This window comes from Psychromonas sp. CD1 (assembly GCF_002239585.1).
Classification (GTDB): Bacteria; Pseudomonadota; Gammaproteobacteria; order Enterobacterales; family Psychromonadaceae; genus Psychromonas.
In genome coordinates this window covers 59,854-77,439 of the sequence record NZ_NDFH01000002.1, presented here as the reverse complement: position 1 = coordinate 77,439, position 17,586 = coordinate 59,854, and the positions used below count along the sequence as shown (strand labels likewise).

The following is a 17,586-nucleotide window of genomic DNA, read 5'->3' as shown; positions in this document are numbered from 1 at the left end:
GTTAACTTTACTTAGAGTAAAGCTCGATGATTAACTGTTCGTTAATCTCAGCAGATAAATCTGAACGTTCAGGTTGACGTTTAAACTCGCCTTCCATCTTCGTTGTATCAACTTCAACCCAAGGTAGGGCCTCACGTTGACCAGCGATCTCTAATGCAGCGCTAATACGCGCTTGCTTTTTAGATTTTTCACGGATTGCGATAACATCGCCAGCTTTCACATTGAAAGAAGGTATGTTTACAACTTTACCGTTAACAGTTAGCGCTTTATGACTAACTAGTTGACGAGATTCAGCGCGAGTAGCACCAAAACCCATACGGTAAACAACATTGTCTAAACGACCTTCAAGAAGTTGAAGAAGGTTTTCACCAGTGTTGCCCTGTAAACGAGCTGCTTCTTTGTAATAGTTACGGAATTGCTTTTCTAGTACACCGTAAATACGACGAACTTTTTGCTTTTCACGTAGTTGTAAACCGTAGTCAGATAGACGAGGTTTACGTGCACCATGTACACCTGGTGCATTATCAATCTTACACTTAGATTCAATCGAGCGGACACCAGACTTTAAGAAAAGATCTGTTCCTTCACGACGGCTAAGCTTCAGCTTAGGACCTAAATATCTTGCCATTGTTCTTTCTCCAATTACCTTAGAAAGTTGCGATTAAACGCGACGTTTCTTTGGTGGACGACAACCATTATGAGGGATCGGCGTAACGTCAGTAATATTAGTTACACGGAAACCCGCCGCGTTTAGTGCGCGAATCGAAGATTCACGACCAGGTCCTGGTCCATTTACAAAAACTTCTATGTTTTTAAGACCATACTCTTTTGCTGCTTCTGCAGCACGTTCTGCTGCAACTTGAGCTGCGAACGGAGTAGATTTACGTGAACCACGGAAACCAGAACCACCGGCAGTTGCCCAAGAAAGAGCATTACCTTGACGGTCTGTAATAGTTACGATTGTGTTGTTGAAAGACGCATGGATATGAGCCATACCATCCACGACTTGCTTTTTAACGCGCTTGCGAGCACGAGTTGGAGTCTTAGCCATTATCTCTTACCCTTATTATTTTCTAATTGCTTTACGCGGACCTTTACGAGTACGAGCATTCGTTTTAGAACGCTGTCCACGTACAGGCAAGCTGCGGCGATGGCGAATACCACGATAACAACCAAGGTCCATAAGACGCTTGATGCTCATAGATACTTCACGACGTAAATCACCTTCAACGGTGAAATTAGCTACTTCTTTACGAAGAACTTCGATTTGTGATTCTTCCAGATCGTTAAGCTTTGTAGATTCAGCAAAACCAGATGCTGCACAAATTTTTTGTGCGCTAGTTTTACCAATACCAAAGATTGCAGTTAATGCAATTACAATGTGCTTATGATCAGGAACGTTAATGCCAGCGATACGGGCCACTATGCACTCCTTTTATAATTAATGATTCATTTGCGAAAAGCCCGGTAGGATACTCTACAAATGACGATTTATCAAACAATTAATGCTTAGATAGCTTCTCTACCTAAGCATTTGATCCAAAATCTAAATTAGCCTTGGCGTTGTTTATGCTTTGGCTCTACACAGATAACACGCACCACACCGTGGCGCTTGATAACTTTGCAGTTACGACAGATTTTTTTAACGGATGCACGAACTTTCATTGCAACACTCCGTAGTTAGTATAACTTTACCAGAAACGGTTATTTACCGTAATCCTTTAAGTTAGCTTTTTTCAAGACAGATTCATATTGATTAGACATCAAATGCGTCTGTACTTGTGCCATAAAGTCCATAATAACAACAACGATAATTAATAACGACGTACCACCGAAGTAGAACTGCGTATTCATTGCGACCATCATAAACTCGGGAATCAAACAGATAAAGGTAATATATAACGCGCCAACTAATGTTAAGCGTGTCATCACTTTATCAATGTAACGTGATGTTTGTTCTCCGGGACGAATACCTGGAATAAAGGCACCGCTTTTCTTCAAATTATCTGCTGTTTCACGTGGATTAAACGTTAACGCAGTATAAAAGAAGCAAAAGAAGATAATTGCGGCTGCATATAACATCATATGTAACGGTTGTCCTGGCTGTAACGCCAAAGAAACATCCGATAACCAGCCTAAACCTTCAGTCCGACCAAACCAAGCAGCTATTGTACCAGGAAATAAGATAACACTCGAGGCAAAAATTGCAGGAATTACACCCGCCATGTTTAATTTCAATGGCAAGTGGGTACTTTGAGCAGCAAAAATCTTACGACCTTGTTGACGTTTAGCGTAATTAACAACGATACGTCGTTGACCACGTTCAACAAAAACAACAAATGCCGTTGTTGCAAAAACGATAACAATTAATGCGAGTAACACTATAACATTAATTTCGCCTTGGCGTGCTTGCTCAATTGTTTTGCCGATTGCACCTGGCAAACCAGCGATAATACCTACAAAAATAATGATAGAAATACCATTACCAATACCGCGTTCGGTAATTTGCTCACCCAACCACATAAGGAACATTGTTCCTGTGACTAAGCTTACAACTGCCGTGATATAAAATGCCATGCCTGGATTTTCAACCAGACCGGGCATCATCGTTGGCAAACCGGTTGCAATACCTATTGCTTGGAATGTACCTAACACTAAGGTACCGTATCGAGTGTACTGGTTGATCTTTCGACGACCAGATTCACCCTCTTTCTTTAGCTCAGCTAAAGGAGGATGTACTACCGTTAACAGCTGGATAATAATTGACGCAGAAATATACGGCATAATACCCAGAGCAAAGATAGAGGCACGCGATAGAGCACCACCAGAGAACATGTTAAACATCTCTATGATGGTACCCTTCTGTTGGTTAAACAGATCAGCTAGGACAGCGGCGTCAATACCAGGAATCGGAACGAAAGAGCCCATACGGAACACTAAAATAGCACCCAAAACAAACAAAAGTCGTGTTTTGAGCTCGCCTAACTTAGCGCCTTGCATTGCTTTAGGATCTAATCCTGGTTTCTTAGCCATTGCCTATTATTCCTCGATTTTTCCGCCTGCAGCTTCAATAGCAGCACGAGCACCCTTCGTTACACGAAGACCCTTAACCGTTACTGAGCGAGAGATTTCACCAGAAAGAACTACTTTTGTAAACTTAATAGTGTTTACAAGTAGACCTGCCTGTTTCAACGTTTCTAAAGTTACAACATCACCTTCTACTTTAGCTATTTCGTTCAAACGAACTTCGCAGCTAACGAGAGATTTACGTGATGTGAAACCGAATTTAGGTAAACGTTGTTTCAAAGGCATTTGACCACCTTCAAAACCTGGACGTACTTTACCGCCTGAACGAGCTTTTAAACCTTTATGACCGCGGCCACAAGTTTTACCATATCCAGAGCCGATACCACGACCAACACGTTTAGCAGAAGGCTTAGAGCCAGCTGCTGGAGATAGAGTATTTAGTCTCATAATTACCCCTCAACCTTAACCATATAGAACACTTTATTAACCATACCACGTACTGCTGGAGTATCTTCCAACTCAACAGTATGACCGATGCGACGCAGGCCTAGACCTTTGATACACGCACGATGCTTTGGTAAACGGCCAATTGCACTTTTGGTTTGAGTTACTTTAATCGTTTTAGTAGCCATGCTTAATTACCCCAGTAATTCATTAACAGATAAGCCGCGCTTAGCTGAAATCTGCTCAGGAGAGTTCATGTTCTCTAGAGCATCAAGCGTAGCGCGAACTACGTTAATTGGGTTAGTTGAGCCGTAAGCTTTAGCAAGTACATTTTGTACGCCAACAACTTCTAATACGGCACGCATTGCACCACCTGCGATGATACCAGTACCTTCAGATGCTGGTTGCATATACACTTTAGATCCAGAGTGACGACCCTTGATCGGATGTTGCAGAGTGTTACCTTTAAGCTTGATTTCGCTGATATTGCGACGTGCTTTTTCCATAGCTTTTTGAATAGCTGCTGGAACTTCACGTGCTTTACCATAACCAAAACCTACTCGGCCATTACCATCACCAACAACTGTTAGTGCTGTAAAGCTAAAGATGCGACCACCTTTAACAACTTTTGATACACGGTTCACTGCGATTAGCTTTTCGTTCAGATCACCGGCTTGAGATTCTACTTTTGACATAATCTTTACCCTTAGAACTGAAGACCAGCTGCACGAGCTGCTTCAGCTAATGCTGCTACACGACCGTGGTATTGGAAACCGCTACGGTCAAAAGAAATTTTACTAATTCCTTTTTCAACTGCGCGTTCTGCAACTAATTTTCCAATTAGTTGAGCTGCTTCTATGTTACCACCGTTACTCACTTGAGCACGTACTTCTTTTTCTAAAGTAGAAGCACTTGCTACGACTTGTGCGTCAGCTGTAATTACCTGCGCGTAAGTATGGCGAGGTGTACGGTTGATCACTAGACGAGTCGCACCAAGCTCTTGTAACTTCTTACGTGTGCGAGTAGCACGACGAAGACGAGATGATTTCTTATCCATGTTCTTACCTTACTTTTTCTTCGCTTCTTTACGACGCACGTTTTCATCAGCATAACGAACACCTTTACCTTTGTAAGGCTCAGGTGGACGGAACGCACGGATCTCTGCAGCTGCTTGACCAACTTGTTGTTTATCAGCACCTTCCAAGATAATTTCTGTTTGGCTAGGAGCCGTAACAGTAATTGATTTTGGTAATGTATAAACAACAGGGTGAGAGAAACCTAAAGCTAGGCTTATCTCTTGGCCTTTAACTTGTGCACGATAACCAACACCTTTAAGAAGAAGAGTCTTCTTAAATCCTGTTGATACACCGATCATCATGTTGTTAACATTAGCACGAGCAGTACCTGCTTGTGCCCAAGCATCTTTAATGCCTGCAACAGGTGCAAATGTAATTACACCGTCTTCTAATTTAACAACAACAGCATCATTAAGAGTACGAATTAATTCGCCTTTACCACCTTTTAGGGTGATCTCTTGACCGTTTACTTTAACTTCTACGCTAGCAAGAACAGTAATTGGTGCCTTAGCAATACGAGACATAAACTACTCCTTACGATACGTAACAGATGATCTCACCACCGATGCTCGCTTTACGCGCAGCACGGTCAGTCATAACACCATGTGAAGTTGAAATAATCGCGATACCTAAACCAGCCATAACTTTTGGTAAGTCGGTCGCACCTTTGTAGATACGTAGGCCAGGACGAGAAACTCGTTTAATAGTATCGATAACTTTTTTGCCTTCGAAGTACTTTAAAGTAACTTCTAATTCAGGCTTTGTGTCACCAGCAACAACGAAATCTGAAATATAACCTTCGGCTTTAAGAACAGCTGCTATTGCAACTTTCTGCTTAGAAGAAGGCATCTTTACAAATACTTTGCTTGCTGCTTGACCGTTACGAATACGCGTAAGCATATCCGAAATAGGATCTTGCATGCTCATAACTTTTTACTCCGTGATTAATTGATTACCAGCTGGCTTTTTTCAAGCCAGGGATTTCTCCGCGCATCATATGTTCACGAACCTTAATACGGCTCATGCCAAATTTACGAAGATAACCATGTGGACGCCCAGTCACACGACAACGGTTACGTTGACGAGATGAGCTTGAATCACGAGGTAGCGTTTGAAGCTGTAGTACTGCATTCCAACGATCTTCATCGCTAGAATTAATACCACTGATAATTGCTTTTAAACTAGCACGCTTTTCAGCGAACTTGGCAACTAGCTTCGTACGTTTTACTTCACGCGCTTTCATTGATTGTTTAGCCATTATTTACACCTTACTTACGGAATGGGAAGTTAAACGCTGCAAGTAATGCATGTCCTTCTTCGTCAGTCTTAGCTGATGTAGTAATTGTGATATCTAAACCACGTACTTTATCAACTTTATCGTAATCAATTTCAGGGAAAATGATTTGCTCACGAACACCCATAGAGTAGTTACCACGACCATCAAATGACTTAGCATTTAGGCCACGGAAATCACGCACACGAGGGATAGCGATTGTTACCAAACGCTCAAAGAAATCCCACATACGTGCTCCACGTAGTGTTACTTTACAACCAATTGGGTAGCCTTCACGAATTTTGAAGCCTGCCACTGAGCGGCGTGCTTTAGTGATCATTGGCTTTTGCCCTGAGATCAGTGCCATATCTGACGCCGCATGCTCAAGAACTTTTTTATCGGCCAGTGCTTCACCAACACCCATATTAAGGGTGATTTTCTCTATTCGAGGGACTTGCATAACAGACGTGTAGCCGAATTGCTTTTGCAAATCAGACACCACGTTGTCTTTATAGAAATTATGCAGTTTCGCCATCGTAAACTCCAGTTACTTCACAAGTTCATTATTAGATTTGAAAAAACGTACTTTCTGTTCGTTTTCAAGTCTAAATCCAACACGATCCCCTTTACCCGTTTCTGGGTTAAGGATCGCAACATTTGATACTTCGATTGGTGCTTCCTGTTCAATAATACCACCAGTCACACCCGCTTGAGGGTTTGGCTTTTGATGTTTTTTAACAGTGTTCACACCTTCAATAATTAGTTTGCCGTTAGCTAAAACTTTAGAAATTTTTCCAGTTTTACCTTTATCTTTACCGGCGATAACTATTACTTCATCGTCACGTTTTAATTTTACTGCCATTTCGATTCCTTACAGTACTTCTGGCGCCAGTGAAACAATCTTCATAAAATTATCATTACGAAGTTCACGAGTTACAGGGCCAAAGATACGTGTACCGATAGGCTGGTTGTTTGCATTCAACATGACCGCAGCGTTGCGATCAAAACGAATTACAGAACCATCGGGACGACGTACACCTTTTCTGGTACGCACAACCACAGCTGTGTGAACATCACCTTTTTTAACTTTACCGCGAGGAATTGCTTCCTTCACAGATACTTTGATGAGGTCACCGATTGCTGCATAACGGCGATGCGAGCCACCAAGGACCTTAATACACATTACGCGTCGAGCGCCAGAATTATCGGCGACATCTAGCACACTTTGCATTTGGATCATTACAGTGCTCCGCTATTTACAATTAATACTCTCTAACTAAGAGTTGCTTACCCTTAAAATAAGGGAACGGCATCATACCATCACAGTTTAAAAAAACGGCACCCTATAGAGCGCCGTTTAACATATATAACTAATAATAATTTATAAAAATTATGCTTTAGTTACGACTTCAGCCAATGTCCAAGACTTAGTCTTAGATAAAGGACGGCATTCACTAATCTTAACGATGTCGCCTTCACTACACTGGTTACTTTCATCATGTGCATGTATCTTAGTCGTACGCTTCATGAATTTTCCGTATAACGGATGCTTCACTTTACGTTCGATAGCTACAACGATAGATTTATCCATCTTAGCACTAATTACTTTTCCTTGAAGAGTACGAGTATTACATTCGCTCATTACGCACCTGCCTTCTGAGTTAGTACAGTTTTAACACGGGCAATGTCACGACGTAATACTTTAATTACGTGTGCTTTTTCTAACTGACCAGTGTTTAACTGCATACGTAAGTTAAATTGCTCACGTAATAAGTTTAAAAGCTCAGCATTAAGCTCTTCAACACTTTTATCTTTAAGTTCGTTAGCTTTCATTACATCACCTTACGAGTTACAAAAGTTGTAGATAATGGCAATTTAGAAGCAGCTAAAGCAAACGCTTCACGAGCTAATGCTTCAGGTACACCTGCCATTTCATACAAAACTTTTCCTGGTTGAGTTTGAGCAACCCAATATTCCACGTTACCCTTACCTTTACCTTGACGCACTTCAAGAGGCTTCTGAGTAATCGGTTTATCAGGAAACACGCGGATCCAGATTTTTCCTTGACGCTTCACGTGACGTGTCATTGCACGACGCGCAGCTTCAATTTGACGAGCAGTAATACGACCGCGACCTGTAGCCTTTAGTCCGAACTCGCCAAAGCTTACTTCCGTACCTTTAGAAAGGCCACGGTTGCGACCCTTCATCATTTTACGGAACTTCATACGTTTTGGTTGCATCATTAGATATTACTCCTACTTACCGCGACCTTTGCGTTTTGGTTTAGATGGCTGTTCTTGTTGTAGTGGTAAACCACCTAGAACTTCACCTTTAAATATCCAAACCTTAACACCGATGATACCGTAAACTGTTAACGCCTCAGACGTTGAGTAATCGATATCGGCACGAAAAGTATGTAGAGGCACACGACCTTCACGATACCATTCAGCACGTGCGATTTCTGCACCACCTAAACGACCACTAACTTGAACTTTAATGCCTTTAGCGCCAAGACGCATAGCATTTTGAACCGCACGCTTCATAGCACGACGGAACATTACACGACGCTCTAACTGAGAAGAGATTGAATCTGCTACTAGTTTTGCGTCAAGTTCAGGTTTACGAACTTCTGAAATATTGATTTGAGCTGGAACACCGGCCATTTTAGCAATAGCTGTGCGTAGCTTCTCAACATCTTCACCTTTTTTACCAATTACAACGCCTGGACGTGCAGTATGAATAGTCACACGAACACTTTTAGCAGGACGTTCAATTGTAATTTTAGATAAAGAAGCATTTTTCAGTTTCTCTGTTAAAAATTTACGTATTTGATAATCACTATGTAGATTATCTGCAAATTCTTTTGTGCCAGCATACCAAGTAGAGCTAAATGCTTTAGTGATACCTAGGCGAATACCGTTAGGATGAACTTTCTGTCCCATTGCTTAACCCCTGTCTGATACCACTACTGTGATGTGGCAAGAACGCTTCATTATACGATCGGCACGGCCTTTCGCACGAGGCATAATACGCTTCATTGTTGGACCTTCGTTCACAAAAATACTTGTGATAACGAGTTCATCAACATCCGCGCCTTCATTATGCTCAGCGTTTGCGATAGCAGAATCTACAACTTTCTTAATTAACACGGCAGCTTTCTTAGGGCTGTATGCTAAAAGTTCTAGTGCTTTTTCTACTGAAAGACCACGAATTTGATCCGCAACCAAACGCGCTTTCTGAGCAGAAGAACGAGCATATAAATGTTTAGCTAAAGCTTCCATAATAACCTCTATTTCTTCGCTTTCTTATCCGCGACATGGCCACGGAAAGTACGAGTTGGTGCAAATTCACCCAGTTTTTGACCGACCATTTCGTCAGTTACAAATACTGGCACGTGTTGACGCCCGTTATGGACAGCGATGGTTAGACCAATCATATCTGGAATGATCATTGAGCGACGAGACCAAGTCTTAATTGGCTTTTTCTCTCCGCTTTCCATCGCTTTCTCTACCTTCTTCAGCAAGTGTAGGTCAATGAATGGACCCTTCTTGAGAGAACGTGGCATGGCGATACCTCTGCTTATTTCTTATTACGACGACGAACAATGTACTGATCAGTACTCTTGTTCTTACGAGTTTTGTAACCTTTCGTTGGTACACCCCAAGGAGAAACAGGATGACGACCACCGGATGTTTTACCTTCACCACCACCATGTGGGTGATCTACTGGGTTCATTACAACACCACGAACGGTAGGACGAATACCACGCCAACGCGTAGCTCCAGCTTTACCTAATTGGCGTAGCATATGTTCTGCATTACCAACTTCACCGATTGTTGCACGACACTCAACAGGGATTTTACGCATTTCACCACTACGTAAACGTAGAGTTACATATGCACCATCACGAGCTACGATTTGACTGTAAGCACCAGCTGAACGTGCAATTTGTGCACCTTTAGCAGGTTTCATTTCTACAGCGTGTACTGTTGTACCTACTGGGATGTTACGCATTGGCAAAGTGTTACCCACTTTGATAGCTGCATCTTCACCAGATTGGATCATATCACCAGCAACTAGGCCCTTAGGCGCTAGAATATAGCGACGTTCACCATCAGCATAAAGTACAAGTGCAATGTTTGCACTGCGGTTTGGATCATATTCCAAACGCTCAACTTTTGCCGGGATACCGTCTTTATTACGTTTAAAGTCAACAATACGATAGTGTTGTTTATGACCACCACCGATATGACGAACCGTAATACGACCACCATTATTACGACCACCAGATTTAGATTTAGCCTCTAAAAGTGGGGCGTATGGCTTACCTTTGTGCAGTTCGTGATTTACCACTTTAACAAGGTGGCGACGACCTGGCGAGGTAGGTTTACATTTTACAATAGCCATTAATAATTCCTCTACTCAGCGCCAGCGAAATCGATGTCTGCACCTTCAACAAGTGTAACGTATGCTTTTTTCCAGTCGCTACGGCGACCCACACGTTGACCTGTACGCTTGGTTTTACCCTTCACGTTTAATGTGCGAACACCAGTCACTTCAACTTCAAATAGTTTTTGAACTGCCGCTTTGATTTCTGCTTTCGTTGCAGTAACTGCAACTTTGAATACCATTGTATTATGGTTTTCTGCAGATAAAGTTCCCTTTTCAGAGACATGCGGTGCTAGGATAACTTGCAATAAGCGTGTTTCACTAATCATGCTAGGCTCTCCTCAATCTTTTTAACTGCGCTAGCAGTTACCACAACTTTATCAAACGCGATAAGACTTACTGGATCAATACCTTGAACATCACGAACATCTACTTTGTAGAGGTTACGTGCTGCTAAGAATAGATTTTCATCTAATTCTTCAGTAATAATCAGAACGTCTTTCAGATCCATTTCTTTTAGTTTCGCTTTAAGCTCTTTGGTTTTCGGAGCTGAAACTGTAAAGTTTTCTACAACGATTAGACGATCCTGACGAACAAGTTCAGACAGAATGCTTCTCACTGCACCGCGATACATTTTACGGTTTACTTTTTGGCTGTGATCCTGTGGACGCGCAGCAAAAGTAACACCACCGCCAACCCAAATAGGGCTACGGATTGTACCGGCACGAGCTCGACCCGTTCCTTTTTGACGCCATGGCTTCTTACCACCACCACTAACATCAGAACGATTTTTTTGAGCACGAGTACCTTGACGAGCACCAGCTGCATACGCAACGACTACCTGATGAACTAGGGCTTCGTTGAATTCACGTCCAAAGGTAGCGTCAGAAACTTCAAGTGCACTTTGTGCATCTTTCAATACCAATTCCATTACTAAATCCTTGGTTATGCTTTAACAGCAGGTTTAATGAACACGTTGCCGTTTTTCGCACCAGGTACTGCACCTTTAACGAGCAGTAAGTTACGTTTAACATCAACACGTACAACTTCAAGATTCTGAGTCGTTACACGCTCAGCACCCATGTGACCAGACATTTTTTTACCCTTGAAAACACGACCCGGGGTTTGACACATACCAATCGAACCATTTGAACGATGTGATAGTGAGTTACCGTGAGTTGCATCTTGCATAGAGAAGTTCCAACGCTTAATTCCGCCTTGGAAACCTTTACCTTTAGACTGACCTGTTACATCTACTTTCGCAATATCATTGAAAAGCTCAACACTTAGCTCAGCGCCAACTTTGATATCTGTACCTTCGTTTTCTTCGAGACGGAACTCCCAAAGACCACGACCCGCTTCAACACCTGCTTTCGCAAAATGACCAGCTTCTGGTTTTGTTACACGACTAGCTTTCTTAGTGCCAGTTGTTACTTGGATAGCTTGGTAGCCATCAGTATCAAGTGTTTTAACTTGCGTAACGCGGTTAGGTGTACATTCAAGAACTGTAACTGGGATAGAAACACCATCTTCAGTGAAGATGCGAGTCATACCAATTTTACGACCTACTAGACCGATTGTCATTGTTGTAACTCCTTCTAACCCAAGCTGATTTGAACGTCAACGCCAGCAGCTAAATCTAGCTTCATTAATGCGTCAACAGTCTTTTCAGTTGGTTCTACGATATCAATCAAGCGCTTGTGAGTGCGGATCTCATACTGGTCACGCGCATCTTTATTTACATGCGGTGATATTAGTATAGTGAAACGCTCTTTACGAGTAGGTAGTGGGATAGGACCACGTACCTGAGCACCTGTGCGCTTTGCAGTTTCAACGATTTCCGCCGTTGATTGATCGATCAACTTGTGATCAAAAGCTTTAAGGCGAATACGGATTCTTTGGTTCTGCATGGACCAAAACTCCAATAGTTAAAAATACTACATACAAATAAACACCTGACAACCTATACTAGATAGATTTCAAGTGTCTATTCAAACTCATGCTTCCCAATCGGAAGCTTTTGATAACCTAAGTCTAAACTTAATTTTAGGTTATGGGCCTGTTGCCCGCCTGCTACATAAGCAGGTAGTTGCATAATACAGAAACCAATGAGTAATACAAGCTTTTTATTAAAGGACTGTTCGAAAAACAAACAAAAAGATCCCGGCTCGATCATCTGCTAGACTACCCGATTAGGAAGCTCTATATAGGATGACAGGTGCATAGTAATCAGACCCACAACCACCGCCAATTAATTCGTTTAAATGGATCACTCTCTTGGTGCTATCGTGAGTCCAAACGCATCATCGAAAATATGAATATACCTTATTTTTGGTTAGGTGATGGACCGGACACTATCTCGACAACACAATATAGCCAAATTTTAGGACAAGAAACCTCTCTTTTGATAATCAATGCGCATCAAAGCTTTGACGCTAATTTGTTTGCTGCAAGTAGTGGAACTCTCTGCGGTAACGGTATCCTTTTGTTACTAGGCCCGACTAAAATTAAACAACAAGACATTTTCTATCAATATATAGATGCAAAACTTAAGCTGTACCCCTTTCAAGTCATCCAAGAAAATCACCGACCAATAACAACCCTAATCAGATACTCTGCACAAAAAAACAACTTACATCTCGAACAACAGCAACAAGCCATCCACGCGATTATAAAAACAGTGACCGGCAAGCGACGCAGGCCGTTAGTACTAAGCGCAAATAGAGGCAGAGGAAAATCGGCGGCATTAGGTATGGCAAGCGCCCAATTAATTACAATGGGTTATCAAAAAATATTAATTTGTGCACCCAACAAAAATGCCTGTGCCACAGTGTTTCGCCATTGCAAAGCAAATAGTGAGCTGCAATTTATTGCTCCCGATGCGTTACTTACACAGAAACCAAATTGCGACTTACTTATTATCGATGAAGCGGCCGCGATACCGGTGCCTTTGCTGATGAAAATAAGTATGCATTATTCGAGAATCGTTTTTGCAACCACCTTAGACGGCTATGAAGGATCTGGCAGAGGTTTTGCGTTACGCTTTCAACAAGAACTTGATAAAATCACACCACAATGGCGCGCCTTACATTTAGAGCAACCTATTCGCTGGGATAAAAACGACCCCGTTGAAACATTTACCTTAAACTCACTCTGCTTGACTCAAAGCGCAACTATCAACCCCTTTTATAGCAAAAAAGACGAAGTACAATTTATTCATATGAGGGCCGTAGAATTAGTTCAGGATGCATCTTTACTAACCACTTTATTCTCACTTTTAGTCATTGCACACTACCAAACTAAACCTTCTGATTTAGAGCAACTACTTAATAACCCACAATTATCTATTTTGCTTCTTTGCCAACAAAAACAACTGCTCGGTGTCGCCATAATTAACAATGAAGGCGAGCTAAGCGCGGCGTTATGTGAAGATATCTATTTAGGGAAACGGCGAATTAAAGGTCATTTAGTCGCTCAATCTCTAACTTTTCACTGCGCTCAAATAAATGCAGCAGAGCATCGCTATGCGCGAATTCAACGAATTGCAATTCATCCGACCCTCCAAGGGCAAGGTTTAGGACATATTTTTTTACAAAAAATAAAACATTGGGCCATACAACATAATATGGATCATCTCTGTGCTTCTTTTGGAGCCACAAAACAATTACTGCCTTTTTGGCAAAGCTTAGGCTTTAGTACATTACGTATCGGCATGACCCAAGACAAAAGCAGTGCGACGCACTCTTTTATCGTAAACCTCCCTCTTTCCGTTCGCGCACAACAATTACATCTAAAGATTCAACAACCATTCCATCAACAATTGAGCACTCAAATAACTCGTCATTTACAGCAACTTGATAGTTCCTTAATTGTTCATCTACTCAAAGAGGTGCATCTAAAAAAACAAACGGCACCACAAGATCTGGTCTCGCTCAATAGTTATATTAATGGCAAGTTACCTTATGAGTTTGTTGAGCAATCTTTAATTGCACTTATTTTTAACAATTCGTTATGTGTGTTGGATAAAGCGCAACAAAAGCTTACAATACAAAAAATCATCCAAAATAAAAGTTGGGCTGAAATTTGTCTTCACTGCCATATGCAAGGAAAGCAACAAGCTCAATTTACGTTACGTACTACCATTAAACAATTAATAGAAGAAATATCATGCGCTTAGATAAAACCATTTGTGAGTCAACCACCCTCACTCGTAGCCAAGCTAAAAAAGTCATTAGCCAAGGCCGTATTACTTGTGATGATAAAATCATCCGTAGTTGCGCTTATAAACCCAAGAAAAACGCGCAAATATTTTTTGATGGCAAAGCCATTTCAATCAGAGGGCCACGTTATATCATGCTCAATAAACCCGAGCATTATATTTGCTCGAATGTAGATGAGCAATTACCTAGTTTATTTAACCTCATTGAAGCCGATAAAAAAGAACAACTCTTTATTGCTGGCCGTTTAGATGAAGATACAACGGGTCTTACATTAATCACCGATGACGGGAAATGGTCGCATAAAATTACTAGCCCACGTAATAAATGCATTAAACGTTATAGAGTGGGACTCGATGCTCCTATTAGTGAAGATGCGATCGCACTTTTCAAAACAGGCGTTCAACTTAAAAGTGAACCACTGCCTTGTTTACCTGCAGAATTGGAGATTTTGTCTTCAACTGAGGTTATATTAAGCATTGCCGAAGGTAAATACCATCAAGTAAAACGGATGTTTGCGGCGGTTGGAAATTTAGTAATAGAGCTACATAGAGAGAAGATTGGCGACATTGAGCTAGATAGCAAACTCGCACTAGGTGAATGGCGTTATTTAACAGAAAAAGAGATAAGCAGTATCAAATAAAGGTTTTCTTTAATATAAAAAATGATGACGTTAATTGACCAGGAAATTAATATTCTTCTACTGAATTAACGCCATCACTCTTTAGGTATCCTTTAAAATAACACCGCCCATGATTTAACAACAAGATATCAATACGTTGCGATATTGCCCTTAATATACCGAAGTTTTATATTCAGCAACTCAATCCACTACCGATTTATTTTGTAGATTTTGAATAAACTTATGCATTAATTTTGCAATAAATTCACCATTATCCGTGCGAATAATATGATGCTCTGTACTTTTTATACATAACAATTGTTTATGTAATGAAGCGACATTTTTGATTATTTTTTGAGCGCCACTTACATCAACAATAGGATCCCTATCCGATTGAATTACAAATAAAGGTGTTTTTATTTGGGGTAAAGCTTCAACACAAAGATCTTGTAATTGAATTAAACAGCTCAGTCCAGAAATATACATTTTTGTATAGTTTGTTTCTTTATATTGGGTTTTATTTTCAATATAATTCACCTTACCCGCGGGTAAAGATAAATATTGCATCGTTTGGTCCCAACGTTCAAAAAAAGGTAAAAAATAAGCACTTTTTTTGCATAAATTCAATGCTGGATTCACCAGCACCGTAGCAAATAGATTTTCATCGCCTTGGGCTGCTTGCAGTAAAGCCAATAATGCCCCCGCAGAAAACCCAGTCAATAGCACTTTATCATGGTGACAACTTACAATAGAATAAGCGCGCTGATAAGACAAACGCCAGTCTGCAACTGTAATGCCTTGTAACGCTTCAGGGTGCGTGCCATGACCAATTAAACGCACTATATAAACACCATACCCCAATTTATTTAACGCTTGTGCAAGCATTAATACTTCGCCCGGAGAGGCTAAAAAACCATGTGCTAAAACAATGCCTAATTTTTTTTTATCACCCATTAAAAAACGAGGTTTCCCAATATCCTTCCTTTTTAACGCTTCTTGTCGTGTATAACATTGCCTTTCTTGCTCGTAAATTCTAAGATCTCGTTGTTGCGTCACTCGCGCAATTTCCTTAACAAGTTTTTTTTCAGAATAACGACTAATTTTTTTGATCAGAGCGACAGAATGCTTCATGACTTCAAATTCATTTAATAATACTGCAATAATATTATCAATGCGCATGCTATGAAAAGGCGCCCCAGAAAAAAGCACTTCAGGATGTACAAAAATACGCTTATCTTTTATCGATATCACTTTTTCTTTTAAAGCTAACGCCATAAAATTATCGTAAGGCTGATAGGACGATTTCACAATCAAATTAATAATATGATTGTTTAAACTATGGTGTAAATGGCGCTGATCACGCGATTTTATAATAATACAAGCCAAATATATTTGTTGTTTAAAAATAAATTCATTAATCCCCGCTAACGGTACAAACCGTAACTGAGTTGCAATAATATGATCCATGTTAATGGATAATCGTCGATAAATTCGGCCCATAAAAAGTTGGGTCAAACGCGACCCCATTAATTTTATTAAACAATTAATACGCATACTAGGAGATAAAAAGGGTAGCAAATAATCAAAAATACGCCGATATGATTTACTGAAATCTTGTAAATCAATAGCTTTGCCAAAAGTTATTGATATGTCACTATCTTTATTAAATAATATTTTGCCCTCAACTAATAACTCTTCTTCTAATTTAGGTGAAAGATCTTTAATCAATAAACTTACCCCAGTTGCCAATAGATTTTTACCTGGGCGCAAAGGATAATAAGTGATATTAACAGGGATAATGCATAAATCTAAAGGTGCAAGATCATGTGTACCATTTAATTGGTACGTTTTTTCATAAAAACGTACCAATTCTATATTGTTTTCCGATAATGCTTTCTTATATTCTTTTTTGATTAAATAGCACTTTAAGGCCAAAATAGCAGCCCCTGTATGTGGTGCTCGTATGTTGCCACTTAACTCTAATTGAAAGCACCTTTTTCCAACAACTTTTTTGTTTTTTATCATTGCTCCTTCTGGAAAAATTATCCAGTTATAAGAGCCTCGCATCAATTCCGCAATGATTTTTTCATCTCGTCCGGGCAAATTAACCGGAAAAGCGCCGATTGATTCTAAATATTGAGCGAATTTACCCTCAAATAAAGCACTATCTGCAAGTGAATGCACCATTTGCTCATTGTAGCTATATAATATTTGCGGTAATAACCCAGTCTCTAAACGCGTAAAATGATTAACAACAAAAATAGTGGGAGCACTGCGTAGATTTTCCTCTCCTTCTATCGATACGGAGGTACGGCTAAAGCGCCTAATCGCTCGGATAATAAGAGCAGAGAAACGGAAAGAATGATTGGCTTTTTCTAAAGTAGATTTCGAATGCATACTCTATCCTCCGTCATATAACATTTAGAATACCACCTCATTGCTATCAATGTATTTAATGAGATGGTTACATGAATGGAGATTATATTTAATATAATCTCCATATATCTCTTTTAGGTACTCCTTTATTACAACGAAATT

Annotated in this window: 30 protein-coding genes; 2 read left to right on the top strand and 28 right to left on the bottom strand. The window is 40.5% G+C overall.

The window, feature by feature from the left end; translation table 11 throughout:
* Positions 1-7: 7 nt before the first annotated feature.
* The 27 genes from rpsD to B8W84_RS00480 all read right to left on the bottom strand — a co-directional run bounded on the left by rpsD (position 8) and on the right by B8W84_RS00480 (position 12,385).
* Positions 8-628 carry a 30S ribosomal protein S4 gene (gene rpsD, locus B8W84_RS00610; RefSeq protein ID WP_094751403.1) on the bottom strand — a complete coding sequence of 207 codons (621 nt, stop codon included), beginning with the start codon at positions 626-628 and terminating at the stop codon, positions 8-10.
* Positions 629-661: 33 nt separating this feature from the next.
* Positions 662-1,051, bottom strand: coding sequence for a 30S ribosomal protein S11 (gene rpsK / locus B8W84_RS00605; RefSeq protein WP_094751402.1), 390 nt, complete (start codon positions 1,049-1,051; stop codon positions 662-664).
* 15 nt (positions 1,052-1,066) lie between these two features.
* Positions 1,067-1,423, bottom strand: a complete 357-nt coding sequence (rpsM, locus tag B8W84_RS00600) for a 30S ribosomal protein S13 (RefSeq protein ID WP_094751401.1) — start codon at positions 1,421-1,423, stop codon at positions 1,067-1,069.
* Between the two features lie 128 nt (positions 1,424-1,551).
* Entirely contained in the window at positions 1,552-1,665 is a 114-nt protein-coding gene (gene rpmJ / locus B8W84_RS00595; RefSeq protein WP_011770886.1) for a 50S ribosomal protein L36, read from the bottom strand.
* A 39-nt stretch (positions 1,666-1,704) separates the two neighbouring features.
* Positions 1,705-3,033 (bottom strand): preprotein translocase subunit SecY, encoded by a 1,329-nt coding sequence (secY, locus tag B8W84_RS00590; protein ID WP_094751400.1) that lies wholly within the window; start codon positions 3,031-3,033, stop codon positions 1,705-1,707.
* A gap of 6 nt (positions 3,034-3,039) precedes the next feature.
* On the bottom strand, positions 3,040-3,474 hold the full coding sequence (gene rplO / locus B8W84_RS00585; RefSeq protein ID WP_094751399.1) for a 50S ribosomal protein L15: 435 nt from the start codon (positions 3,472-3,474) through the stop codon (positions 3,040-3,042).
* 2 nt (positions 3,475-3,476) lie between these two features.
* Complete coding sequence (gene rpmD / locus B8W84_RS00580; RefSeq protein WP_094751398.1) at positions 3,477-3,659, bottom strand: 50S ribosomal protein L30; 183 nt, start codon at positions 3,657-3,659, stop codon at positions 3,477-3,479.
* A gap of 6 nt (positions 3,660-3,665) precedes the next feature.
* Entirely contained in the window at positions 3,666-4,166 is a 501-nt protein-coding gene (gene rpsE / locus B8W84_RS00575) for a 30S ribosomal protein S5 (protein WP_094751397.1), read from the bottom strand.
* An 11-nt stretch (positions 4,167-4,177) separates the two neighbouring features.
* The gene (rplR, locus tag B8W84_RS00570; protein ID WP_094751396.1) at positions 4,178-4,528 is read right to left on the bottom strand and encodes a 50S ribosomal protein L18; all 351 of its coding nucleotides are present in this window, start codon (positions 4,526-4,528) and stop codon (positions 4,178-4,180) included.
* A 9-nt stretch (positions 4,529-4,537) separates the two neighbouring features.
* Entirely contained in the window at positions 4,538-5,071 is a 534-nt protein-coding gene (gene rplF, locus B8W84_RS00565) for a 50S ribosomal protein L6 (RefSeq protein WP_094751395.1), read from the bottom strand.
* Positions 5,072-5,081: 10 nt separating this feature from the next.
* Positions 5,082-5,474, bottom strand: coding sequence for a 30S ribosomal protein S8 (gene rpsH / locus B8W84_RS00560; protein WP_094751394.1), 393 nt, complete (start codon positions 5,472-5,474; stop codon positions 5,082-5,084).
* A 25-nt stretch (positions 5,475-5,499) separates the two neighbouring features.
* Positions 5,500-5,805, bottom strand: a complete 306-nt coding sequence (rpsN, locus tag B8W84_RS00555) for a 30S ribosomal protein S14 (protein ID WP_094751393.1) — start codon at positions 5,803-5,805, stop codon at positions 5,500-5,502.
* Positions 5,806-5,815: 10 nt separating this feature from the next.
* Positions 5,816-6,355 (bottom strand): 50S ribosomal protein L5, encoded by a 540-nt coding sequence (gene rplE / locus B8W84_RS00550; protein ID WP_015464041.1) that lies wholly within the window; start codon positions 6,353-6,355, stop codon positions 5,816-5,818.
* Between the two features lie 12 nt (positions 6,356-6,367).
* Positions 6,368-6,682: a 50S ribosomal protein L24 gene (gene rplX / locus B8W84_RS00545; RefSeq protein ID WP_094751392.1), complete on the bottom strand. Its 315-nt coding sequence runs from the start codon at positions 6,680-6,682 to the stop codon at positions 6,368-6,370.
* Between the two features lie 9 nt (positions 6,683-6,691).
* Positions 6,692-7,060 carry a 50S ribosomal protein L14 gene (gene rplN, locus B8W84_RS00540; RefSeq protein WP_022940337.1) on the bottom strand — a complete coding sequence of 123 codons (369 nt, stop codon included), beginning with the start codon at positions 7,058-7,060 and terminating at the stop codon, positions 6,692-6,694.
* Between the two features lie 150 nt (positions 7,061-7,210).
* Entirely contained in the window at positions 7,211-7,462 is a 252-nt protein-coding gene (gene rpsQ, locus B8W84_RS00535) for a 30S ribosomal protein S17 (RefSeq protein ID WP_094751391.1), read from the bottom strand.
* Positions 7,462-7,653 (bottom strand): 50S ribosomal protein L29, encoded by a 192-nt coding sequence (gene rpmC, locus B8W84_RS00530; protein ID WP_094751390.1) that lies wholly within the window; start codon positions 7,651-7,653, stop codon positions 7,462-7,464. Before rpmC ends, rpsQ begins: the two co-directional genes overlap by 1 nt.
* Positions 7,653-8,063: a 50S ribosomal protein L16 gene (gene rplP / locus B8W84_RS00525; RefSeq protein ID WP_015464036.1), complete on the bottom strand. Its 411-nt coding sequence runs from the start codon at positions 8,061-8,063 to the stop codon at positions 7,653-7,655. The genes rpmC and rplP overlap by 1 nt, the downstream gene beginning before the upstream one ends.
* Before the next feature lie 12 nt (positions 8,064-8,075).
* A complete protein-coding gene (rpsC, locus tag B8W84_RS00520) occupies positions 8,076-8,762 on the bottom strand; it encodes a 30S ribosomal protein S3 (RefSeq protein WP_094751389.1) in 687 nt (228 codons plus the stop codon).
* Positions 8,763-8,765: 3 nt separating this feature from the next.
* The gene (gene rplV / locus B8W84_RS00515) at positions 8,766-9,101 is read right to left on the bottom strand and encodes a 50S ribosomal protein L22 (protein ID WP_094751388.1); all 336 of its coding nucleotides are present in this window, start codon (positions 9,099-9,101) and stop codon (positions 8,766-8,768) included.
* Positions 9,102-9,109: 8 nt separating this feature from the next.
* Positions 9,110-9,385: a 30S ribosomal protein S19 gene (rpsS, locus tag B8W84_RS00510; RefSeq protein ID WP_015464033.1), complete on the bottom strand. Its 276-nt coding sequence runs from the start codon at positions 9,383-9,385 to the stop codon at positions 9,110-9,112.
* 14 nt (positions 9,386-9,399) lie between these two features.
* On the bottom strand, positions 9,400-10,227 hold the full coding sequence (gene rplB, locus B8W84_RS00505) for a 50S ribosomal protein L2 (RefSeq protein ID WP_094751387.1): 828 nt from the start codon (positions 10,225-10,227) through the stop codon (positions 9,400-9,402).
* Between the two features lie 11 nt (positions 10,228-10,238).
* A complete protein-coding gene (rplW, locus tag B8W84_RS00500; RefSeq protein ID WP_094751386.1) occupies positions 10,239-10,538 on the bottom strand; it encodes a 50S ribosomal protein L23 in 300 nt (99 codons plus the stop codon).
* Complete coding sequence (gene rplD, locus B8W84_RS00495; protein ID WP_015464030.1) at positions 10,535-11,140, bottom strand: 50S ribosomal protein L4; 606 nt, start codon at positions 11,138-11,140, stop codon at positions 10,535-10,537. The genes rplW and rplD overlap by 4 nt, the downstream gene beginning before the upstream one ends.
* Before the next feature lie 14 nt (positions 11,141-11,154).
* Positions 11,155-11,793: a 50S ribosomal protein L3 gene (gene rplC / locus B8W84_RS00490; RefSeq protein ID WP_094751385.1), complete on the bottom strand. Its 639-nt coding sequence runs from the start codon at positions 11,791-11,793 to the stop codon at positions 11,155-11,157.
* Between the two features lie 14 nt (positions 11,794-11,807).
* The gene (rpsJ, locus tag B8W84_RS00485) at positions 11,808-12,119 is read right to left on the bottom strand and encodes a 30S ribosomal protein S10 (RefSeq protein ID WP_094751384.1); all 312 of its coding nucleotides are present in this window, start codon (positions 12,117-12,119) and stop codon (positions 11,808-11,810) included.
* A 77-nt stretch (positions 12,120-12,196) separates the two neighbouring features.
* Positions 12,197-12,385, bottom strand: coding sequence for a hypothetical protein (locus B8W84_RS00480; protein ID WP_094751383.1), 189 nt, complete (start codon positions 12,383-12,385; stop codon positions 12,197-12,199).
* Positions 12,386-12,427: 42 nt separating this feature from the next.
* Here B8W84_RS00480 and B8W84_RS00475 point away from each other — a divergent pair, with 42 nt between their 5' ends.
* Together B8W84_RS00475 and B8W84_RS00470 are read left to right on the top strand one after the other, a co-directional pair.
* On the top strand, positions 12,428-14,386 hold the full coding sequence (locus B8W84_RS00475) for a GNAT family N-acetyltransferase (protein WP_257797872.1): 1,959 nt from the start codon (positions 12,428-12,430) through the stop codon (positions 14,384-14,386).
* Positions 14,377-15,069, top strand: a complete 693-nt coding sequence (locus B8W84_RS00470) for a pseudouridine synthase (protein ID WP_094751382.1) — start codon at positions 14,377-14,379, stop codon at positions 15,067-15,069. The genes B8W84_RS00475 and B8W84_RS00470 overlap by 10 nt, the downstream gene beginning before the upstream one ends.
* A gap of 180 nt (positions 15,070-15,249) precedes the next feature.
* Here B8W84_RS00470 and B8W84_RS00465 read toward each other — a convergent pair whose 3' ends face one another.
* The gene (locus tag B8W84_RS00465) at positions 15,250-17,445 is read right to left on the bottom strand and encodes an alpha/beta fold hydrolase (protein WP_094751381.1); all 2,196 of its coding nucleotides are present in this window, start codon (positions 17,443-17,445) and stop codon (positions 15,250-15,252) included.
* Positions 17,446-17,586 lie beyond the last annotated feature (141 nt).

What these genes read in the sequence shown, in the direction of transcription:
- rpsD (WP_094751403.1), bottom strand. Translation starts at nt 628, where the DNA reads ATGGCAAGATATTTAGGTCCTAAGCTGAAGCTTAGCCGTCGTGAAGGA.
- rpsK (WP_094751402.1), bottom strand. Translation starts at nt 1,051, where the DNA reads ATGGCTAAGACTCCAACTCGTGCTCGCAAGCGCGTTAAAAAGCAAGTC.
- rpmJ (WP_011770886.1), bottom strand. Translation starts at nt 1,665, where the DNA reads ATGAAAGTTCGTGCATCCGTTAAAAAAATCTGTCGTAACTGCAAAGTT.
- secY (WP_094751400.1), bottom strand. Translation starts at nt 3,033, where the DNA reads ATGGCTAAGAAACCAGGATTAGATCCTAAAGCAATGCAAGGCGCTAAG.
- rplO (WP_094751399.1), bottom strand. Translation starts at nt 3,474, where the DNA reads ATGAGACTAAATACTCTATCTCCAGCAGCTGGCTCTAAGCCTTCTGCT.
- rpmD (WP_094751398.1), bottom strand. Translation starts at nt 3,659, where the DNA reads ATGGCTACTAAAACGATTAAAGTAACTCAAACCAAAAGTGCAATTGGC.
- rpsE (WP_094751397.1), bottom strand. Translation starts at nt 4,166, where the DNA reads ATGTCAAAAGTAGAATCTCAAGCCGGTGATCTGAACGAAAAGCTAATC.
- rplR (WP_094751396.1), bottom strand. Translation starts at nt 4,528, where the DNA reads ATGGATAAGAAATCATCTCGTCTTCGTCGTGCTACTCGCACACGTAAG.
- rplF (WP_094751395.1), bottom strand. Translation starts at nt 5,071, where the DNA reads ATGTCTCGTATTGCTAAGGCACCAATTACTGTTCTTGCTAGCGTAGAA.
- rpsH (WP_094751394.1), bottom strand. Translation starts at nt 5,474, where the DNA reads ATGAGCATGCAAGATCCTATTTCGGATATGCTTACGCGTATTCGTAAC.
- rpsN (WP_094751393.1), bottom strand. Translation starts at nt 5,805, where the DNA reads ATGGCTAAACAATCAATGAAAGCGCGTGAAGTAAAACGTACGAAGCTA.
- rplE (WP_015464041.1), bottom strand. Translation starts at nt 6,355, where the DNA reads ATGGCGAAACTGCATAATTTCTATAAAGACAACGTGGTGTCTGATTTG.
- rplX (WP_094751392.1), bottom strand. Translation starts at nt 6,682, where the DNA reads ATGGCAGTAAAATTAAAACGTGACGATGAAGTAATAGTTATCGCCGGT.
- rplN (WP_022940337.1), bottom strand. Translation starts at nt 7,060, where the DNA reads ATGATCCAAATGCAAAGTGTGCTAGATGTCGCCGATAATTCTGGCGCT.
- rpsQ (WP_094751391.1), bottom strand. Translation starts at nt 7,462, where the DNA reads ATGAGCGAATGTAATACTCGTACTCTTCAAGGAAAAGTAATTAGTGCT.
- rpmC (WP_094751390.1), bottom strand. Translation starts at nt 7,653, where the DNA reads ATGAAAGCTAACGAACTTAAAGATAAAAGTGTTGAAGAGCTTAATGCT.
- rplP (WP_015464036.1), bottom strand. Translation starts at nt 8,063, where the DNA reads ATGATGCAACCAAAACGTATGAAGTTCCGTAAAATGATGAAGGGTCGC.
- rpsC (WP_094751389.1), bottom strand. Translation starts at nt 8,762, where the DNA reads ATGGGACAGAAAGTTCATCCTAACGGTATTCGCCTAGGTATCACTAAA.
- rplV (WP_094751388.1), bottom strand. Translation starts at nt 9,101, where the DNA reads ATGGAAGCTTTAGCTAAACATTTATATGCTCGTTCTTCTGCTCAGAAA.
- rpsS (WP_015464033.1), bottom strand. Translation starts at nt 9,385, where the DNA reads ATGCCACGTTCTCTCAAGAAGGGTCCATTCATTGACCTACACTTGCTG.
- rplB (WP_094751387.1), bottom strand. Translation starts at nt 10,227, where the DNA reads ATGGCTATTGTAAAATGTAAACCTACCTCGCCAGGTCGTCGCCACCTT.
- rplW (WP_094751386.1), bottom strand. Translation starts at nt 10,538, where the DNA reads ATGATTAGTGAAACACGCTTATTGCAAGTTATCCTAGCACCGCATGTC.
- rplD (WP_015464030.1), bottom strand. Translation starts at nt 11,140, where the DNA reads ATGGAATTGGTATTGAAAGATGCACAAAGTGCACTTGAAGTTTCTGAC.
- rplC (WP_094751385.1), bottom strand. Translation starts at nt 11,793, where the DNA reads ATGACAATCGGTCTAGTAGGTCGTAAAATTGGTATGACTCGCATCTTC.
- rpsJ (WP_094751384.1), bottom strand. Translation starts at nt 12,119, where the DNA reads ATGCAGAACCAAAGAATCCGTATTCGCCTTAAAGCTTTTGATCACAAG.
- B8W84_RS00480 (WP_094751383.1), bottom strand. Translation starts at nt 12,385, where the DNA reads ATGATCGAGCCGGGATCTTTTTGTTTGTTTTTCGAACAGTCCTTTAAT.
- B8W84_RS00470 (WP_094751382.1), top strand. Translation starts at nt 14,377, where the DNA reads ATGCGCTTAGATAAAACCATTTGTGAGTCAACCACCCTCACTCGTAGC.
- B8W84_RS00465 (WP_094751381.1), bottom strand. Translation starts at nt 17,445, where the DNA reads ATGCATTCGAAATCTACTTTAGAAAAAGCCAATCATTCTTTCCGTTTC.